16 protein-coding genes are annotated in these 15,075 nt (G+C 58.5%); 5 read left to right on the top strand and 11 right to left on the bottom strand.

Annotated features, from left to right (window positions below):
• Nucleotides 1-41: 41 nt before the first annotated feature.
• On the bottom strand, nucleotides 42-377 hold the full coding sequence (locus tag DY251_RS13195) for an MmcQ/YjbR family DNA-binding protein (protein ID WP_137113768.1): 336 nt from the start codon (nucleotides 375-377) through the stop codon (nucleotides 42-44).
• A 51-nt stretch (nucleotides 378-428) separates the two neighbouring features.
• Between DY251_RS13195 and apaG the strand changes: the two genes are divergently transcribed.
• Nucleotides 429-821 carry a Co2+/Mg2+ efflux protein ApaG gene (gene apaG, locus DY251_RS13200; RefSeq protein ID WP_116624444.1) on the top strand — a complete coding sequence of 131 codons (393 nt, stop codon included), beginning with the start codon at nucleotides 429-431 and terminating at the stop codon, nucleotides 819-821.
• On the opposite strand, the gene DY251_RS13205 is transcribed toward apaG, so the two are convergent.
• The 3 genes from DY251_RS13205 to DY251_RS13215 all read right to left on the bottom strand — a co-directional run bounded on the left by DY251_RS13205 (nucleotide 818) and on the right by DY251_RS13215 (nucleotide 4,040).
• Nucleotides 818-1,822, bottom strand: a complete 1,005-nt coding sequence (locus DY251_RS13205) for an Hsp33 family molecular chaperone (RefSeq protein ID WP_116624369.1) — start codon at nucleotides 1,820-1,822, stop codon at nucleotides 818-820. The two genes, apaG and DY251_RS13205, sit on opposite strands and share 4 nt — an antisense overlap.
• Nucleotides 1,823-1,938: 116 nt before the next feature.
• Nucleotides 1,939-2,853 (bottom strand): ornithine carbamoyltransferase, encoded by a 915-nt coding sequence (gene argF / locus DY251_RS13210; RefSeq protein ID WP_116624370.1) that lies wholly within the window; start codon nucleotides 2,851-2,853, stop codon nucleotides 1,939-1,941.
• A gap of 5 nt (nucleotides 2,854-2,858) precedes the next feature.
• Nucleotides 2,859-4,040, bottom strand: coding sequence for an aspartate aminotransferase family protein (locus DY251_RS13215; protein WP_116624371.1), 1,182 nt, complete (start codon nucleotides 4,038-4,040; stop codon nucleotides 2,859-2,861).
• Nucleotides 4,041-4,381: 341 nt separating this feature from the next.
• Here DY251_RS13215 and DY251_RS13225 point away from each other — a divergent pair, with 341 nt between their 5' ends.
• Entirely contained in the window at nucleotides 4,382-4,891 is a 510-nt protein-coding gene (locus tag DY251_RS13225) for a GcrA family cell cycle regulator (protein WP_116624373.1), read from the top strand.
• A gap of 3 nt (nucleotides 4,892-4,894) precedes the next feature.
• On the opposite strand, the gene phoU is transcribed toward DY251_RS13225, so the two are convergent.
• The gene (phoU, locus tag DY251_RS13230) at nucleotides 4,895-5,614 is read right to left on the bottom strand and encodes a phosphate signaling complex protein PhoU (RefSeq protein WP_116624374.1); all 720 of its coding nucleotides are present in this window, start codon (nucleotides 5,612-5,614) and stop codon (nucleotides 4,895-4,897) included.
• A gap of 90 nt (nucleotides 5,615-5,704) precedes the next feature.
• Nucleotides 5,705-6,847: an ATP-binding protein gene (locus DY251_RS13235; RefSeq protein WP_245415954.1), complete on the bottom strand. Its 1,143-nt coding sequence runs from the start codon at nucleotides 6,845-6,847 to the stop codon at nucleotides 5,705-5,707.
• 80 nt (nucleotides 6,848-6,927) lie between these two features.
• Between DY251_RS13235 and ppk2 the strand changes: the two genes are divergently transcribed.
• Nucleotides 6,928-7,845 (top strand): polyphosphate kinase 2, encoded by a 918-nt coding sequence (gene ppk2, locus DY251_RS13240; RefSeq protein ID WP_116624445.1) that lies wholly within the window; start codon nucleotides 6,928-6,930, stop codon nucleotides 7,843-7,845.
• Nucleotides 7,846-7,851: 6 nt separating this feature from the next.
• On the opposite strand, the gene DY251_RS13245 is transcribed toward ppk2, so the two are convergent.
• Nucleotides 7,852-9,645 carry a glycosyltransferase family 2 protein gene (locus tag DY251_RS13245; RefSeq protein WP_116624376.1) on the bottom strand — a complete coding sequence of 598 codons (1,794 nt, stop codon included), beginning with the start codon at nucleotides 9,643-9,645 and terminating at the stop codon, nucleotides 7,852-7,854.
• Between the two features lie 190 nt (nucleotides 9,646-9,835).
• On the opposite strand from DY251_RS13245, the gene DY251_RS13250 reads away from it, so the two are divergent.
• Nucleotides 9,836-10,633, top strand: coding sequence for an ABC transporter substrate-binding protein (locus DY251_RS13250; protein WP_116624446.1), 798 nt, complete (start codon nucleotides 9,836-9,838; stop codon nucleotides 10,631-10,633).
• Here the strand turns inward: DY251_RS13250 and DY251_RS13255 are convergent.
• Nucleotides 10,630-11,043 (bottom strand): tellurite resistance TerB family protein, encoded by a 414-nt coding sequence (locus DY251_RS13255; RefSeq protein WP_116624377.1) that lies wholly within the window; start codon nucleotides 11,041-11,043, stop codon nucleotides 10,630-10,632. The genes DY251_RS13250 and DY251_RS13255 overlap by 4 nt on opposite strands.
• Before the next feature lie 134 nt (nucleotides 11,044-11,177).
• On the opposite strand from DY251_RS13255, the gene DY251_RS13260 reads away from it, so the two are divergent.
• Nucleotides 11,178-12,830, top strand: a complete 1,653-nt coding sequence (locus tag DY251_RS13260; protein ID WP_116624378.1) for a lysine--tRNA ligase — start codon at nucleotides 11,178-11,180, stop codon at nucleotides 12,828-12,830.
• Nucleotides 12,831-12,896: 66 nt separating this feature from the next.
• Here DY251_RS13260 and DY251_RS13265 read toward each other — a convergent pair whose 3' ends face one another.
• From DY251_RS13265 to DY251_RS13275, 3 genes are read right to left on the bottom strand one after another with little or no spacing between them, the layout of a single operon-like run.
• Nucleotides 12,897-13,814, bottom strand: coding sequence for a thermonuclease family protein (locus DY251_RS13265; RefSeq protein WP_116624379.1), 918 nt, complete (start codon nucleotides 13,812-13,814; stop codon nucleotides 12,897-12,899).
• 6 nt (nucleotides 13,815-13,820) lie between these two features.
• Nucleotides 13,821-14,453 carry a S24 family peptidase gene (locus tag DY251_RS13270; RefSeq protein ID WP_116624380.1) on the bottom strand — a complete coding sequence of 211 codons (633 nt, stop codon included), beginning with the start codon at nucleotides 14,451-14,453 and terminating at the stop codon, nucleotides 13,821-13,823.
• Nucleotides 14,454-14,491: 38 nt separating this feature from the next.
• Nucleotides 14,492-15,070 (bottom strand): thioesterase family protein, encoded by a 579-nt coding sequence (locus tag DY251_RS13275; RefSeq protein WP_116624381.1) that lies wholly within the window; start codon nucleotides 15,068-15,070, stop codon nucleotides 14,492-14,494.
• Between the last annotated feature and the right edge of the window lie 5 nt (nucleotides 15,071-15,075).

Here is a 15,075-nt window from a genome sequence, read left to right on the forward strand (position 1 = left end):
AGCACCCCTCATCCGCCTGCCGGCACCCGGATGAGGGGTAACTACAACGCGTGGCGCTTGACGACAGTGAGCGGTGCGACCGTGCGCCATGCAATCGCAATCGCATGGCGCACAACATCCGCATCGGCGCGGTCGAGATGAACCAGCGTCCAGCCCTTCAAGCCCCATGATCCTTTGATCGGACTGAATGCTGTGGACGACGTTTCGATCAGCAACTTTTGATCCGCCGGTGTGAGCTTGATGACGGCTCGAGAATCCGCAGCACGGAGCGTGGCGAATATCTTGTTCCTGATCCGAAAATCAGTGACATCGAAATGGCTGGACTGTTCTGCCTCCGGCATGGACAGCGCAATTTCGCAATATGCCTGCGGTGTCATGAGCGTCTCCGGCTTTGCCGAAACCACGGCATGGGATACTATGCCGTGGATATGTACAAGGCTACCACACGCAATATCGAAGTCGAGGTCGAACCCTTCTATATGGAGGAGCGCTCAGACCCCACGCAGAACCGCTATGTATGGGGCTATCGCGTGACCATCGACAACCAGTCCGAAGAATTCGTGCAATTGCTTTCGCGCTATTGGCAGATCACGGATGCAATGGGCCGTGTGGAAGAAGTGCGCGGCGCGGGCGTGGTGGGCGACCAGCCAAGGCTTAGCCCCGGCGACAGCTATCAATACACATCCGGCTGTCCGCTCGCGACACCGTCGGGAATAATGGTGGGTACCTACACGATGCGAAGCCGGACAGGCGAGTTGTTCGAAGTGGCGATACCCGCCTTTTCGCTCGACCTGCCCGGTACGATGCGCACCGTAAATTAGGACTTGGCGAAGTCTTTGGGATCGAAGACGTAGCTCTTGGAGCAGAACTCGCAATCGACCTTGATGTGTCCATCCTCGGTAGAATGCGCGATCTCCTCGGCCGAGAAGCCACGAAGAACGCCCTCGATCTTCTCGCGCGAGCAACTGCATTCATCAGCAACGCCGACGCCCTCGAACACGCGCACGCCGTGCTCGTGGAACAATCTGAACAGCAGCCGCTCCGGCCCAACGGTCGGGTCGACAAGCTCCGCAGGCTCAATGGTCGCAAGAAGCATCAGGACTTCTTCCCACGCATCGTCGTGTGGGCCTTCGATATCCGTGCGCGGATCGCCATCGCCACCCGGAATGTCGGACGTGCGGAGACGCTCCGGCGCTTCCGGCAGAAACTGCGCAATAATGCCACCAGCGCGCCAGTGTTCGCCACCGCCCTCACCGCGCCGCATCTGCTTGGCGACGGAGAGCTTGATGTCGGTCGGGATCTGCTCGGACTGCCGGAAATAGACCTTCGCGGCTTCTTCCAAACTGATTCCGTCAAGCGCGACAATGCCTTGATAACGCTGCGTATATTGACCCTGGTCAATGGTCAGCGCGAGGACGCCCTGCCCCAGCAATTGTTCCGGCGCGGTTTCGCCTTTTTCGATCGAAGCAGCCAGACGGTCAGCATCGAAACGAGCATAGGCGCGCAGCGATCCAGGCGTCGTGAAATCGGCCACGAGCATGTCGACCGGACCATCGGTTCTGGTCTGGAGGATGAACTTGCCGGTGAACTTCAGCGAGGTGCCGAGCAGCACCGTGATGACGCAGGCCTGCGCCAGCAGGCGCGCGACCGGCTCCGGATAGTCATGGCGGCCAAGCAGATCGTCGAGCAGCGGGCCAAGTTGTACCGCGCGACCGCGCACATCAAGCGGGCCGACCTCGAAGGGCACAACATGGTCGTCCCCAGCAAAGCCGAAATCACCGAGTTTTGGTTTCGATTCAGTCACGATAGCCGTTCCAAGCATGGCACATCCTTCCACGCATAACAGCACGGGCTGTCCGGTCAATGCTCCGGAAAGCCCGCACCGTTGCGCAATTTTTCAGCGAGATGTGGCGCAGATAGTAAGGGGGTATCCCGGATTCAAGCGTTGAGGCACCAAGCGAGCACGGCCTTCTGGGCGTGCAGCCGGTTTTCTGCTTCGTCAAACACGACCGATTGCGGGCCGTCGATGACCTCATCCGTGACTTCCTCGCCGCGATGGGCAGGAAGGCAGTGCATGAAAATCGCGTCGGGCTTGGCCTTCGACATGAGTTCCTTGTTGACCTGATAGGGCAGGAAAACATTGTGGCCGCGCGCGCGATGCTCCTGACCCATCGAGACCCAGCAATCCGTCACGACGCAATCCGCGCCAGCAACGGCTTCGTCGGGGGTGTTCTTAATAAACACGCTGCCGCCATTCGCCTTCGACCACGCGACGTACTTTTCCATCGGCTCGGAGCCATCCGGCGTTGCGATGTTCAGATTGAAATCGAAACGCGCCGAAGCCTCCAGCAGCGAATGGACGATGTTATTGCCGTCGCCGGTCCACGCGATCGTCCTGCCCTGAACGGGGCCGCGATGCTCCTCAAAGGTGAGAATGTCGGCCATGACCTGACAGGGGTGCGTGTCATCCGTGAGGCCGTTGATAACGGGCACGGTCGCGGCATCGGTCAGTTCCAGCAACCGGTCATGGCTGGTGGTTCGAATCATGATTGCATCGACGTAACGCGACAGGACGCGCGCAGTATCCGCAATCGTCTCGCTCTTGCCGAGCTGCATCTCCGAGCTGGTCAGCATGATCGTTTCACCGCCGAGCTGGCGCATGCCGACATCGAAGGAAACGCGCGTGCGGGTGGACGGCTTTTCAAAGATCATTGCCAGCACGCGGCCATCAAGAGGACGGCTGCGACGGCCAGCTTTCAAATCGGCTTTGCGCGCAGCGGCATCATTGAGAATGCCGCGCAACGTGTCGGACGAAATAGCTGAAAGATCTGTGAAATGCTTTGGTATTGACATGCTGATCAACCTGCCTTCGATAGGCTATTCGCGGCGGCGCGGATGCGCTCCACAGCCTGGCGGATTTCTTCATCCGATATTGTGAGCGGCGGAAGCAGACGCACGACATTGTCGCCCGCGCCAACGCTCAACGTTTTCTCGTCGCGCAGCGCCTGAACGAACTTTGTGTTCGGCACCTTGCACTTGAGACCAAGCATGAGGCCGGTGCCGCGAATTTCTTCGATCACGTTCGGGTATTCGTCCGCGACAGCGGCCAATCCCTGTTTGAACAGCAACGCTTTGCGAGCAACCTCGTCAAGGAAATTGCCTTCCAGCACAACATCGAGAACGGCATTGCCGACCGCCATCGCAAGCGGATTGCCGCCGAAGGTCGTGCCATGCACACCAGCAGTCATGCCCGATGCCGCTTCGGCCGTGGCAAGGCAAGCGCCAACCGGGAAGCCGCCGCCGATGCCCTTGGCAATGGCCATGATGTCCGGCGTCACATTTGCGAGCTCATGCGCGAAAAGCTTACCGGTGCGACCGATACCGCACTGGACTTCGTCAAATATAAGCAGGAGGCCGTGCTTGTGGCACAATTCACGCACGCGCTTGAGCGAACTTGGCGGGAAAGAGCGCACACCGCCCTCCCCCTGCACCGGCTCAAGCAGGATGGCCGCTGTCTCCGGCCCGATCAGCTTTTCGGCGGCGTCGATATCGTCAAACGCAACCTGATCGAAGCCATCGACCTTGGGGCCGAAGCCTTCCAGATACTTGGCTTGACCGCCAGCAGCGATGGTGGCCAGTGTACGACCGTGGAACGCACCTTCAAAGGTGATGATGCGATAGCGCTCCGGATGGCCCTTTACATATTGGTAGCGGCGCGCGGTCTTGATCGCGCATTCCAGCGCTTCCGCGCCGGAATTGGTGAAGAACACCTTATCTGCGAAGCTCGCCTCAACCAGCCGCTCGCCAAGACGCTCCTGCCCCGGAATGTGATACAGGTTGGAGACATGCCACAGCTTGCCGGCCTGCTCGACCAACGCCGCAACGAGGTGCGGATGGCTGTGACCCAGCGAATTGACGGCAATTCCGCCCGCAAGATCGAGATATCGCTGGCCATCTTCTGCGATTAACCAACAGCCTTCGCCGCGGTCGAAAGCGAGTGGTGCACGGGCGAAGGTCTCGTAAAGCGGATTCGTCGTCATTATTTATCTGCCGGAAGTAGGTGTTGCCGGAACCAAAAAGGCCGCCCAAACGGCGGCCAGAGCACCGATATTGGTTTTTTTGGCCGCCAAGTCAACGAAAAGCTCAATTTGAGTTTCAAGCAGTCTGAAAGTGAAAAACGCCCCAAGTTGGGGAAAACCGCAAAAAGCGAATCGCATCGGCCCCATGACTCTTGTCACGGAGTCAGGCGATGGGGTAATTGGACACAAGAAAACTAGATTTCGTGCGGCGGATCTAATTCAGGTCATAGATGTGGTGGCCCCACTCGGCTCTGGCTGAGCGTGATTGGATTCCAGCAGGCGAATTCTGCAGGAGCATGCAAATGGAATGGACTGACGAGCGCGTAGAATTGTTGCGTAAGTATTGGTCGGAAGGTTTGAGCGCGAGCCGCATTGCAGCACAGCTGGGCGGCGTGAGCAGAAATGCCGTGATCGGCAAGGTGCATCGCCTGAAACTTTCCAGCCGTGGCCGCACGACGACCGCGACGACACGCCAGAAAAAGGCGCCTAGCACCGTGACCAAGACGGTGGTGAAGGCGACGGTGCAGCGCGTCGTGACCACCAGCATTGGCGCGACGGCCCTACAGGCGCAATTCGATGCCGAGCCTGTCGTGCATCGCCAGCTTCGCCCGGCGGAAAATGTCGTGGTGCCAATTTCGCGCCGCCTTTCGCTGGTGGACCTGACGGAACGCACTTGCAAATGGCCGAACGGCGATCCGCTGACCGAGGAGTTCAGCTTCTGCGGAAATCAGTCGGGCGAAAGCGGACCATATTGCGCCTACCACGCCAGGGTGGCTTTCCAGCCCGCTTCGGAACGTCGGCGCCTTCGCTAAGGTCTAGCTTTTGAGTTTTTCGGACGACAGGGTGTGGCTCCTGTCGTCTTTCGGGCGCTCCACCGGCATCTGCTGCCCGGTGACGATGTAATAAACGGTTTCTGCAATATTGGTGGCGTGATCGCCAATGCGCTCAATGTTCTTGGCGCAGAACAGCAGATGCGTGCAGGGCGCAATATTGCGCGGGTCTTCCATCATATAGGTCAGCAACTCGCGGAACAGCGAGGTGTACATCGCGTCGATCTGGTCATCACGATCACGCATTGCGGAAAGCCGCTCGACCGAACGGGAAGCGTAAGCGTCCAGCACTTCTTTGAGTTGTACAAGCGCAAGTTCAGATAGTGCGAGAATGCCGCGCGACAAGCGAACAGGTTGAGACGCACTGCCAATTGCCAGCACACGCTTGGCAACATTCTTGCCGAGGTCGCCAACGCGCTCCAGATCGGCGGCAATGCGGATAGCGCCGATGATCTCGCGAAGGTCCGACGCCATGGGCTGACGCTTGCCTATGATGACAATCGACTTCTCGTCTATGTCGCGCTGGGCTTCGTCCAGAATGCGGTCGTCTTCAGTAACTTTGCGGGCGAGAACGGCGTCGTTTGCAACCAGAGCGGCGACCGCCTGATCGACCATGCGTTCGGCATGCCCGCCCATCGTGGCAAGCTTGTTTGCCAGATAATGCAGATCACCATCAAACGCACTGACGATATGAATCGAATTCATTTTTCCACCCCGCGCGGAATTCTTGATGCTCCACGAGCAGTTAATTTAGCCGGTATGCATGACAGAAAAAAGAATGTCACTGAGCACGGGTCAACTCTTGTCCTGGTGAGGCAAGTGGACTGTGAACGTTGTGCCTTCTCCGATTTTCGAGCGGATGGATAGCCTGCCTCCGTGACGGGTCAAAATGTGCTTGACGATTGCAAGTCCGAGGCCGGTTCCCTTCTGTGCCGGAACGCCGTCCTGCTCCACACGATAGAAGCGCTCCGTGACGCGCGGAATGTGCTCGTCAGCGATGCCCGGACCAAAGTCCGTGATTGATATTTGAACCTCGTCCGACGCGAGTTCTATGCTGACGATCACGCGCCCGCCGGACTGGCCATATTTGCAGGCGTTTTCGATCAGGTTTTCGAATACTTGCGTAAGCTCGTCAGCATCGCCCGCGACGATGATGCGGCCTGCGCCGAACCGCCGCTCGATGATTATCGAGACTTCCGTAGCCATCGGTGTGAGCGTATCGACAACGCGGTCAAGCAGAGCCTTGAGGTCCACGGTTCGCGCGGGGTCGATGCGCGATTTCATTTCCAACCGCGATAAAGACAGCAAATCATCGATCAGCCGCGCCATGCGCGCGGTCTGCGCCTGCATGATGTCGAGAAATTGGGCCTGTGCTTTGGGATCGTTACGGGCCGGGCCGCGCAGCGTTTCGATGAAACCGGAAATGGACGCAAGCGGCGTACGCAATTCATGGCTGGCATTGGCGATGAAATCCGCGCGCATGCGGTCGATGCGGCGTGTTTCGCTTTGGTCCTTGAACACGACAGCGAACAGCGACGTGCCCGCGCCGACCGGGGCGGCAAACACCTTGTAAGCGCGCTCGATGGGCAGGCGCTCGGCAAATTCGCAATATGCAGTTTGACCAGACGCAAGCACGCCTTCCACAAGTTCGCGTATTTCCGGCGCGCGAAACCGCAGGAAGAGCGACCTGCCAAGCGTGAACGTACCAAACGCCTGTGTCGCGCTGGAATTGGCGAATGTTACATTTGCCAGCGGATCGATAAGCAGAACGGGATCATCCAGAGCTGCAGCAAGATCGACGGCGGAATAGCCTGCGCTTTCGCCTGTCGGACCTGATGCCGCCCCCGCGTTCTGGCTTTTTCCTGATCTTAAGCCCAACAAGCCCAGTGCCTGCTCCAGAAACGTCTCTGACCTATCGCTAACCACTATGTCCTGCATCTGTTGCATCCGGTGCGACACCGGCCTTACACATATCGCCAACCAATATCATGCTCAGCGAACCGCAACAGGATGATGTCATGAAAAAGGCGAAGAAAGCAGAAGCCGCGGCAAGCACACAAACGGTCGAGGCCGGTGCGATTCGCATAAAAGTCGCGGGCGAAGAACGCACGTTCGACATCAACAACCCCGACCTACCGGGCTGGATCAAGAAAAAGGCGCTGACCTCCGGCGGCTTTCCTTATCACGACAAGATGGACAAGGACGCATATGAGACGCAGCTTGAAACGCTGCAAATGGAACTCGTGAAAATGCAGGTGTGGCTTCAAAAGACCGGCAACAGGGTGCTGGTTGTTTTTGAAGGCCGCGATGCCGCCGGAAAGGGCGGAACAATCGACGCGGTGCGCCAGTACATGAACCCTCGCCAGGCGCGCGATGTCGCTTTGACCAAGCCGACTGAAACCGAGCGCGGCCAGTGGTATTATCAGCGCTATGTCGCGCAATTCCCAACCGCGGGCGAGTTGGTCACCTTTGACCGCTCCTGGTACAACAGGGCTGGCGTAGAGCCTGTCATGGGCTTCTGCACGGTTGAGCAACATCGAAAGTTTCTGGCTGAAACGCCGCATTTCGAAAAGCTGATTACCAGTGACCGAACGCTCTTTTTCAAGTTCTGGCTAAACATTGGTCAGGAAATGCAACTGAAGCGTTTCCACGACCGCAGGCATAGCCCACTAACCGTCTGGAAATTCTCGCCGATGGACGTAGCCGGCATGACCAAGTGGGAAGAATATACCGAAGCCCTTTACCTGATGCTCGACACGACCGATACGAATGATGCGCCGTGGATCGTCGTGCATTCAAACGACAAGCGCCGCGCGCGGCTGGAGGTAATCCGGCACATTCTCAAGAGCATCGATTATGAGGATCGCGACCTGAAACGCATCGGCGAGGCGGACCCGAAGATCATCGGGCGCGGCAAGGCGATGTTGAAGAACTGACGCCTTTCACGGTGTGAAGGTGAACGGCTTGTGACTGGTCTTGTCCCAATGAAAGGGTCTGAGACACAGATCGCGCAAAGCCTTCCACGAAGCGAGTGAAATCAGCAGCCAATATGCAGGCGTGGCCGCGACGATGCTCCAGATATCCGCGCGCTCCGCGCCGCGCATGCGGCTGATGCCGAGGAACAGAAAGCCGGCATATCCGCCAATGATGCTGAGAAGGTCTACGCCGACAAGCCACCGGTCCAGTGATGTGAGCGGCATTCCGAACACGACGACATAGAGAAAGTAAGGTATCGCCAAAACCATCAAAGGATGGATGATTGCGGAAAAGACCATCCCAAACAGAACGAATTGCGTGATGAGAAATGATCCGACGCCGAGATCCCGGATGAGTTGCGCGGGTGAGCGCATGTGAACCAGCCAGGTTTGCAGCCAGCCCTTGTTCCAGCGGGCGCGCTGGGGAAACCAATCGCTTAAAACATCAGGTGCTGTTTCATAGGTGGGATGGGTGAGGGTTCCAGCGGAATATCCCATGCGCGCGAGCCGGATGCCAAGGTCCGCATCTTCGGTGACATTGTGCGGATCCCAGCCGCCAACGGCTTCCAATACCGCGCGACGAAAATGGTTTGATGTGCCGCCGAGTGGGAAGACAAGCCGCCTCGACGCCAGCCAAGGCACCAACCCGCGAAACAAGGCCGCGTATTCAAAGGCAAAGCATCGCGTAAGCCAGTTCTTTTGACCATTGACGATTTCCAGTGGCGCCTGAAGGCATCCGAGCGTAAGCGGGGACCGGTCGAACACGCCAAATGCCTCGCGCAATTGCTTCGGGTGGGGAATATCTTCAGCATCGTAAAGCACGACGAACTCGCCGCGGATCATCGGCATGGCATATCGAAGCGCCTTGGGCTTCGTGCGGGGATCGCAGGCCGGAACGGCAATGATTTCGACCGCAGCAGCCAGCCGATACGATTCAATTGCAGCAATGGTTTCAGGGTCGTCTGCTTCGCAGATCAGCTTGATTTCGAGACGGTCTTTCGGCCAATCAAGTCCAGAAAGCGCTTCGAGCAATTGCGGCGCCATGTTTGCCTCGCGCCACAACGCCACGAGCACGGTGTAGACAGGTTCGGGCCGTAACGGCGGTGGTATCTTGGCAATCCTGGGCGCAGGTTGAAGCGCAGCGGCAAACCGCAATATGGTGCAGCCTACGAAAAACACCGTCGCCAGAACATGCAGTGTCAGCAGGGCAATCTGAAAATGAAACCACAACAGTTGTGCCAGCACCACGAAGGCTGAACCAACCATGACACCTTGCGTTGAATTGATACGAATGCGCGCGGAATAGCCCGGCATCAAATCGAACAGCCCGTTGGTTGCGAAATAGGTAAGCGCTTTGGCAGCACGTTCCTGCAAGGCTTTGCGCACCGTGCGCGCTGTCGCTACGCGGATGCGTGATTTAAGCGGATGCGCCGATGCTCGTGTCGGTTGCAGCGCGTGCGCGGCGCGCGAATTTGGGACGACGACGGCACTGGGCGTGCTTGAAGCGCCGTCGATACATGCCCAGACCTGCGGCCCCTCGCGCCTTAGCAGTTCGAGGCAGTCTTCCTCGCGGCCGGAAATTTGTGTGCCATTGAGGCTTGGCAGAAATTGCAAACCCAGCTGAGCCGCCAAAAGGCGTGCGGCTTTTTCTTCCGCGTCAAACGGACTTGCATTGGCATCGATACTGTCCGGTGGATTGGCGTTAGCCGCGCCGGTGATGGCTGCGCGTTTTACTAATGCAGGAAGTTCGAGCGGCGGCATCGGGGCGGCAATTCCAAGGGCGGTGCGGTATAATATTAGATATTGCTAATTTATTTGAAAACCAATGCCCTTCGCGGCAATGGCTGTGCGTATGATTGGCGCAGGCAAAATTTTGAGCGAATCAGTGCAGCAAAAGTGCTTGAAGGCGTTGAGAGCGAGCATTCGCGCATTCGCGGCGGCGGCCTTGCTTATGGTCGCGCAGCCTCTCGCCGCAGCGGAATCCGGCCTGCCCGCACTATGGGATGCAAAAGAACGGCTGCCGAAGCCCGATCTCTCGCAGGTGCAGCGGCTGCGCTTTCTGACAACGACGGATTTTCCACCGTTCAATTTTCTTGACGATGGCGGACGCCTGAGCGGCTTTCACGTCGATCTGGCACGCGCCATTTGTGCAGAGTTGAGCATGGCGGATCGTTGCCAAATTCAGGCATTGCCGTGGGACGAGTTGCAGACTGCTTTAGAAAAGGGTGAAGGCGAAGCGATATTGGCGGGCATTTCGGTCACTGCGCAGAGCCGCGCCACCTATGCCTTCTCGCGGCCCTATATGATTTTTCCTGCACGGTTCGTGACGCGCCGGGCATCGCCGCTGGATGAACCGATGGCGGATCGGCTGGTGAACCAGCGTGTCGGGGTGATCGCAGGTTCGACGCATGAGCGGATGCTGCGAGCTTATTTTGCGGGGGTGAAGGTGATCACCTACGACCAGCCGGACTGGATGTATCGCGATTTGCGCGACGCCAAGCTGGACGCGGTTTTCGGTGACGGCATGCAGCTTAGCTTCTGGCTCAGTGGCCCGGAGCAGCAAGGATGCTGCAGCTTTGCGGGCGGCCCCTATCTGGCCCCGGAGTTTCTTGGGCAGGGTCTGTCGATTGCAACCACGCCGGAAAATCGCGCGCTGGTCGATGCGTTCGACTACGCCTTGCAGGCGATTTCCTCCAAGGGGACCATGACTGAACTCTATCTGCGATATTTCCCTGTCGGGTTCTTTTAGGTCAGCGTTCTGACGCGAGCCTTCGTCGCCATTTCAATGGCTGCCACGCTTAGCGCATCGATATCCAGATGCTCGCGAACGCGCTGCAGAATGCGCGCTTCTTCGAGGCGCATTTCCAGATCGGCGGCGGCGACTTCAAATACCGCGGCGTAGGCCGTGTCACGCAGACGCGTGGGAATGACCTGGTGCGCGAGTTCAAGCACATGCTCAAGGCCATCATTGGCGCTGAGCAGAACCTGGCAATCCTGCGCAACGTCCAGCAGCCTCGACTTGTCGAAATCTTCAAAGATCGGCCAGGTGCGGACCACTTCGCCAATGCTTCCCAGTTCGATGTCCGCCATGTCGCGATCTGACGCGGAGGTTACGATCATCAGGTAGATAAGTGCTTCGTGAACGGAAGGCAGTGACATGAATTGCTCCTTTGGAGCGCGGAAGGTAGGTAGCCTTCTGCTCCACGGCAAGGAAAAAGACCAGAATCGTTGACGCGTGCGTTTGCGGCGCTTAAAGCCATCGCTTTCCGCCGGGCAAGGCGAAGGAAGAATTCATGACCCGTTTGAATGCAGTTGATCTAAGCCCCGAAATTCTGGCCGCAGCAGCCGAAAGCAAAGCGTGGCCGTTTGAGGAAGCGCGCAAGATCATCGAGCGTTACAAAGGTCGCGATTATCCAGAAACGGTGCTGTTCGAGACCGGCTATGGGCCATCCGGCCTGCCGCATATCGGCACGTTCGGCGAGGTCGCGCGCACCTCGATGGTGCGGCACGCGTTCCGTGTTCTGACGGAAGATAAGGTGAACACCAAGCTGCTGTGCTTCTCCGACGATGTGGATGGTATGCGCAAGGTGCCGGAAAACGTGCCAAATCGCGATATGATGGCACAGCACATGGGCAAGCCGCTGACCCGCGTGCCGGACCCGTTCGGCAAGTATGAGAGCTTCGGCCACCACAACAATGCGATGCTGCGCCGCTTCCTCGATACGTTCGGCTTCGACTACGAGTTTGCATCAGCGCTGGATTATTACACGTCTGGCCGCTTCGATGACGGGCTGGTGCGGATGCTTGAGCAGTATGACAAGGTGATGGCTGTCATGCTGCCGACGCTGCGCGAGGAGCGCCGCAAGACCTACGCGCCGATCCTGCCGATCCATCCCGAAACGGGCGTTGTCATGCAGGTACCGATTGACGAGGTTCATCCCGAACGCGCGACGGTGGTTTGGACCGATCCGGACACCGGCAAGCGCTGGGAAACATCGGTCAAGGCCGGCGGCTGCAAGGCGCAGTGGAAGCCGGACTGGGCGCTGCGCTGGGCGGTGCTTGGCGTTGACTATGAAATGTCGGGCAAGGACCACATCGACAATGTGAAGACCTCCGGCAAGATCTGCCGCATTCTCGGCGGCACCCCGCCGGAAGGCTTCAATTACGAGCTATTCCTTGATGAGAAGGGCGAGAAGATTTCCAAGTCCAAAGGCAATGGCATCACCATCGATCAATGGCTGACCTATGCGCCGACTGAAAGCCTTGGGCTCTACATGTTCCAGCGTCCGAAGCAGGCGAAGAAGCTTTATTTCGACGTGATTCCGAAGGCGGTGGACGAGTATTATTCGTTCCTCTCGGCCTATCCACGCCAGGATTGGAAGGAACGCCTCGGTAATCCGGTTTGGCATATTCATGACGGCAATCCACCGGCGATCGACTTGCCAGTGCCGTTTGCCCTGCTGCTCAATCTGGTGAGCGCATCCAACGCGCAGAACAAGGATGTGCTGTGGGGCTTCATCTCCCGCTATGCGGCTGGCGTGACGCCTGAAACGCATCCTGAGCTTGACCGGCTTGTCGGCTATGCGATCCGCTACTTCGACGATTTCGTGAAGCCCGCGAAGCAATATCGCGTACCTGATGAGGTCGAGCGAGATGCGCTGGCGAAACTGTCCGCTGCGATGGCAGCTCTGCCCGCCGGTGCAAATAGCGAAGTAATCCAGAATGCCTCGCTGAATGTCGCGCGCAAGATCGAGCGCTATCAGGACCATGCCAAGCAGAGCCCTGAAGGTGGCCCCGGCGTTTCGGTCGCGTTTTTCCAGATGATCTATCAGGTGTTGATCGGGCAGGAACGCGGGCCGCGCTTTGGCTCGTTCGCCGCGCTCTACGGCGTCGAGGAAACACGCGCCCTGATCGAGAAAGCAATCGCTGGAAAGCTGGCTGCTTAGCGGAACCGGCAGGCGGATGAGGGGTCAGCAAAACTCTGCCCGTCGCAAGCTCCCGGTTAAAGACAGCTATTGCGGTGAAGGTGGCGCTGGCGGGAAAGCGCCTGTCAGCGGCGGTTGCGGGGTTACGGGCGCAGGTTCCGGCTCCTGCTCTTGCAAGATGGGGCCAGTCTGCGGAAAGGCCATTGGTTCCGGGTCGGACAAATGCGGCAGGTTAAGCCCGCCCGTTGCCGCTGGAGGGCCAAAAATGCCCTTGTGTTCTTCAGATGCTTTGCGGCCGGCCTCCGCATAGGGACCATCCGCCGAAGCCTTGGCCCAGCCGCTCGAAACGAGCCATTCAGACAGGTCGAACTTGCCCATATTGCACGCTGCGACCAAAAGCTGCGGGTCCGGCTGAGGCGGCACATCACAGGCAATTGCGCGGCCCCGAAGCCATGACCGAAAAGCGGTCCGCGCCTGCAATCCGCAAGGCCACTCCTTGCCTTCAAACGTGCAGGTTTCGTTAGAGTCGGTCGGTTCGACGCCTTTTAGCGCAATCTTGTAACCCTGTGCTTCGATCGTTCCGGCAGATGAGGCCACCGGCTTGAACAAGCGCATGCTTTTCCATTCGTCCGGCATCGCCGCTTTTGGCGGCGTGGGCGATTTTGGCGAGGCTAGCTCGCTGAGTGGCGCACGAGCGGGCAGACGCTCAAGTTCCCCTGTCTGCTGCTCTTGAGTCTGGTCCGGTTCAGGTGCGACCGGCGCAGGCTGCTGCGCTTCTGTCGGCTCGCTCGGCGGGGCGATTTCGGATTCCGATGTGCCTTCAGCGGCCGTTTCGTCCTCGGTCGCTGGCGATTCAGGCGTGTCGAGCGAGGCCGCGTCGTTGACGTCAGCGGGGTCTACTTGAAAAGACGGCTGCGGTTCAGCCAATTGCGCACCGCTCCAGACAATCGCACCGGCCGCGAGACAAAGGCCAGCGAGGGCAATTGCTGCGTTGCGAGGCTGCATCGTCTGTTACTGGCTCGCCCAAACGATGCGTGCGACCCATTCGACTTCGTCGGAGCGCAAGCGACGCGCCGGGTGTTCGGGATTGAGGGAGTGCAGGTCCATATCTGCATTGCTGCGGCGAGCGAGCACTTTGGCCATTACCTCGCCGCCACGTGTCTTGACGACCACACGATCGCCCTTTCGCAGGCTCGCATCGGGCCGAACGATCAGCACGTCGCCATTGCGATAAAGCGGAAGCATGGAATCTCCCTGCACTTTCAACGCGTAGGAACCCTCTTCCGGTCCCGCAGGAAGGTCGATTGTGTCAAACCCCTGACCCGCCGGAAAACCACCATCATCAAAAAAGCCGCCGGCGCCAGCCTGAGCAAAGCCGAGCAACGGAACGACATTGCGCGAACGATTTGTTTCGCTCTCGCTCACCAGACTCATAAACTCCTCCACAGAGGAATTGGTTGCTTCGATGATCTTTGCCAACGACTCCGTGGAGGGCCAGCGCGGCCGGCCGTCCGAAGAATGACGCTTGGATTTGTTGAATGCGGTCGCATCCAGACCGGCGCGTTTCGCCAGGCCAGAAGCAGACAGTGAATTGCGAGCGGCCAGCGCGTCGATTGCTGCCCAGACGCGTTCATGCGAAAGCATGCGCGCACCTCTCAGAAAGGAAAAAATACCTTGCCGTTCTAGTCGGCTGGAGATGCATTGTCCAGCCTTTGCGATATGGGCAATTTTGCCTGCGCGCGAAGCGCTTCGTGCGATGCAAGGAACCGGCTTTCGGCCTCTGTCGGTTCGCGCGAAGCGGCGTTGATTCCCAATGCGACCATCACTTCATCAATCGCAACAAAACGTCGATTGCGGAGATCATATATGCCTGCCGTGGTGAGGATTTCGCAGGCGGTCTGGCCGTTTTCAAGCACAAAGCGGTGTTTGCCCATAAATTGCAGGCCGCGCCAAAGCTCAAGCGAGGAGAAAAGTTCAAAACGGCGCCAGAGCCTGATTTCACGCAGAAACACGCATTGAATGCCGCCCATCATCGGCGCCCAACCGCGCTCACGCCCAAGCTTCACCAAACCGCTGCGGAAGAAAATATCGTACCGCCCGACATCGGCGAGCATTGGATAGCGAGCGTTGTTCATGTGCAGATTGCTGTCGACATCGCTGGGGAGACAGCGGAAGGCAATGCACGACGTATCGCCAACGTTGAATGGGCCGCGACTTTTTGCAGTCGCGGCCATCTTCGCGAGGCGCGCCCAGACATACATGACGA

It is taken from the genome of Mesorhizobium denitrificans, from assembly GCF_003403035.1.
GTDB classification, from domain to species: Bacteria; Pseudomonadota; Alphaproteobacteria; order Rhizobiales; family Rhizobiaceae; genus Mesorhizobium_G; species Mesorhizobium_G denitrificans.

What these genes read in the sequence shown, in the direction of transcription:
- argF (WP_116624370.1), bottom strand. Translation starts at nt 2,853, where the DNA reads ATGTCAATACCAAAGCATTTCACAGATCTTTCAGCTATTTCGTCCGAC.
- DY251_RS13250 (WP_116624446.1), top strand. Translation starts at nt 9,836, where the DNA reads ATGGTCGCGCAGCCTCTCGCCGCAGCGGAATCCGGCCTGCCCGCACTA.
- DY251_RS13270 (WP_116624380.1), bottom strand. Translation starts at nt 14,453, where the DNA reads ATGCTTTCGCATGAACGCGTCTGGGCAGCAATCGACGCGCTGGCCGCT.
- DY251_RS13195 (WP_137113768.1), bottom strand. Translation starts at nt 377, where the DNA reads ATGACACCGCAGGCATATTGCGAAATTGCGCTGTCCATGCCGGAGGCA.
- DY251_RS13225 (WP_116624373.1), top strand. Translation starts at nt 4,382, where the DNA reads ATGGAATGGACTGACGAGCGCGTAGAATTGTTGCGTAAGTATTGGTCG.
- apaG (WP_116624444.1), top strand. Translation starts at nt 429, where the DNA reads ATGTACAAGGCTACCACACGCAATATCGAAGTCGAGGTCGAACCCTTC.
- DY251_RS13255 (WP_116624377.1), bottom strand. Translation starts at nt 11,043, where the DNA reads ATGTCACTGCCTTCCGTTCACGAAGCACTTATCTACCTGATGATCGTA.
- DY251_RS13215 (WP_116624371.1), bottom strand. Translation starts at nt 4,040, where the DNA reads ATGACGACGAATCCGCTTTACGAGACCTTCGCCCGTGCACCACTCGCT.
- ppk2 (WP_116624445.1), top strand. Translation starts at nt 6,928, where the DNA reads ATGAAAAAGGCGAAGAAAGCAGAAGCCGCGGCAAGCACACAAACGGTC.
- DY251_RS13235 (WP_245415954.1), bottom strand. Translation starts at nt 6,847, where the DNA reads ATGCAGGACATAGTGGTTAGCGATAGGTCAGAGACGTTTCTGGAGCAG.
- DY251_RS13205 (WP_116624369.1), bottom strand. Translation starts at nt 1,822, where the DNA reads ATGCTTGGAACGGCTATCGTGACTGAATCGAAACCAAAACTCGGTGAT.
- DY251_RS13245 (WP_116624376.1), bottom strand. Translation starts at nt 9,645, where the DNA reads ATGCCGCCGCTCGAACTTCCTGCATTAGTAAAACGCGCAGCCATCACC.
- DY251_RS13265 (WP_116624379.1), bottom strand. Translation starts at nt 13,814, where the DNA reads ATGCAGCCTCGCAACGCAGCAATTGCCCTCGCTGGCCTTTGTCTCGCG.
- DY251_RS13275 (WP_116624381.1), bottom strand. Translation starts at nt 15,070, where the DNA reads ATGTATGTCTGGGCGCGCCTCGCGAAGATGGCCGCGACTGCAAAAAGT.
- phoU (WP_116624374.1), bottom strand. Translation starts at nt 5,614, where the DNA reads ATGAATTCGATTCATATCGTCAGTGCGTTTGATGGTGATCTGCATTAT.
- DY251_RS13260 (WP_116624378.1), top strand. Translation starts at nt 11,178, where the DNA reads ATGACCCGTTTGAATGCAGTTGATCTAAGCCCCGAAATTCTGGCCGCA.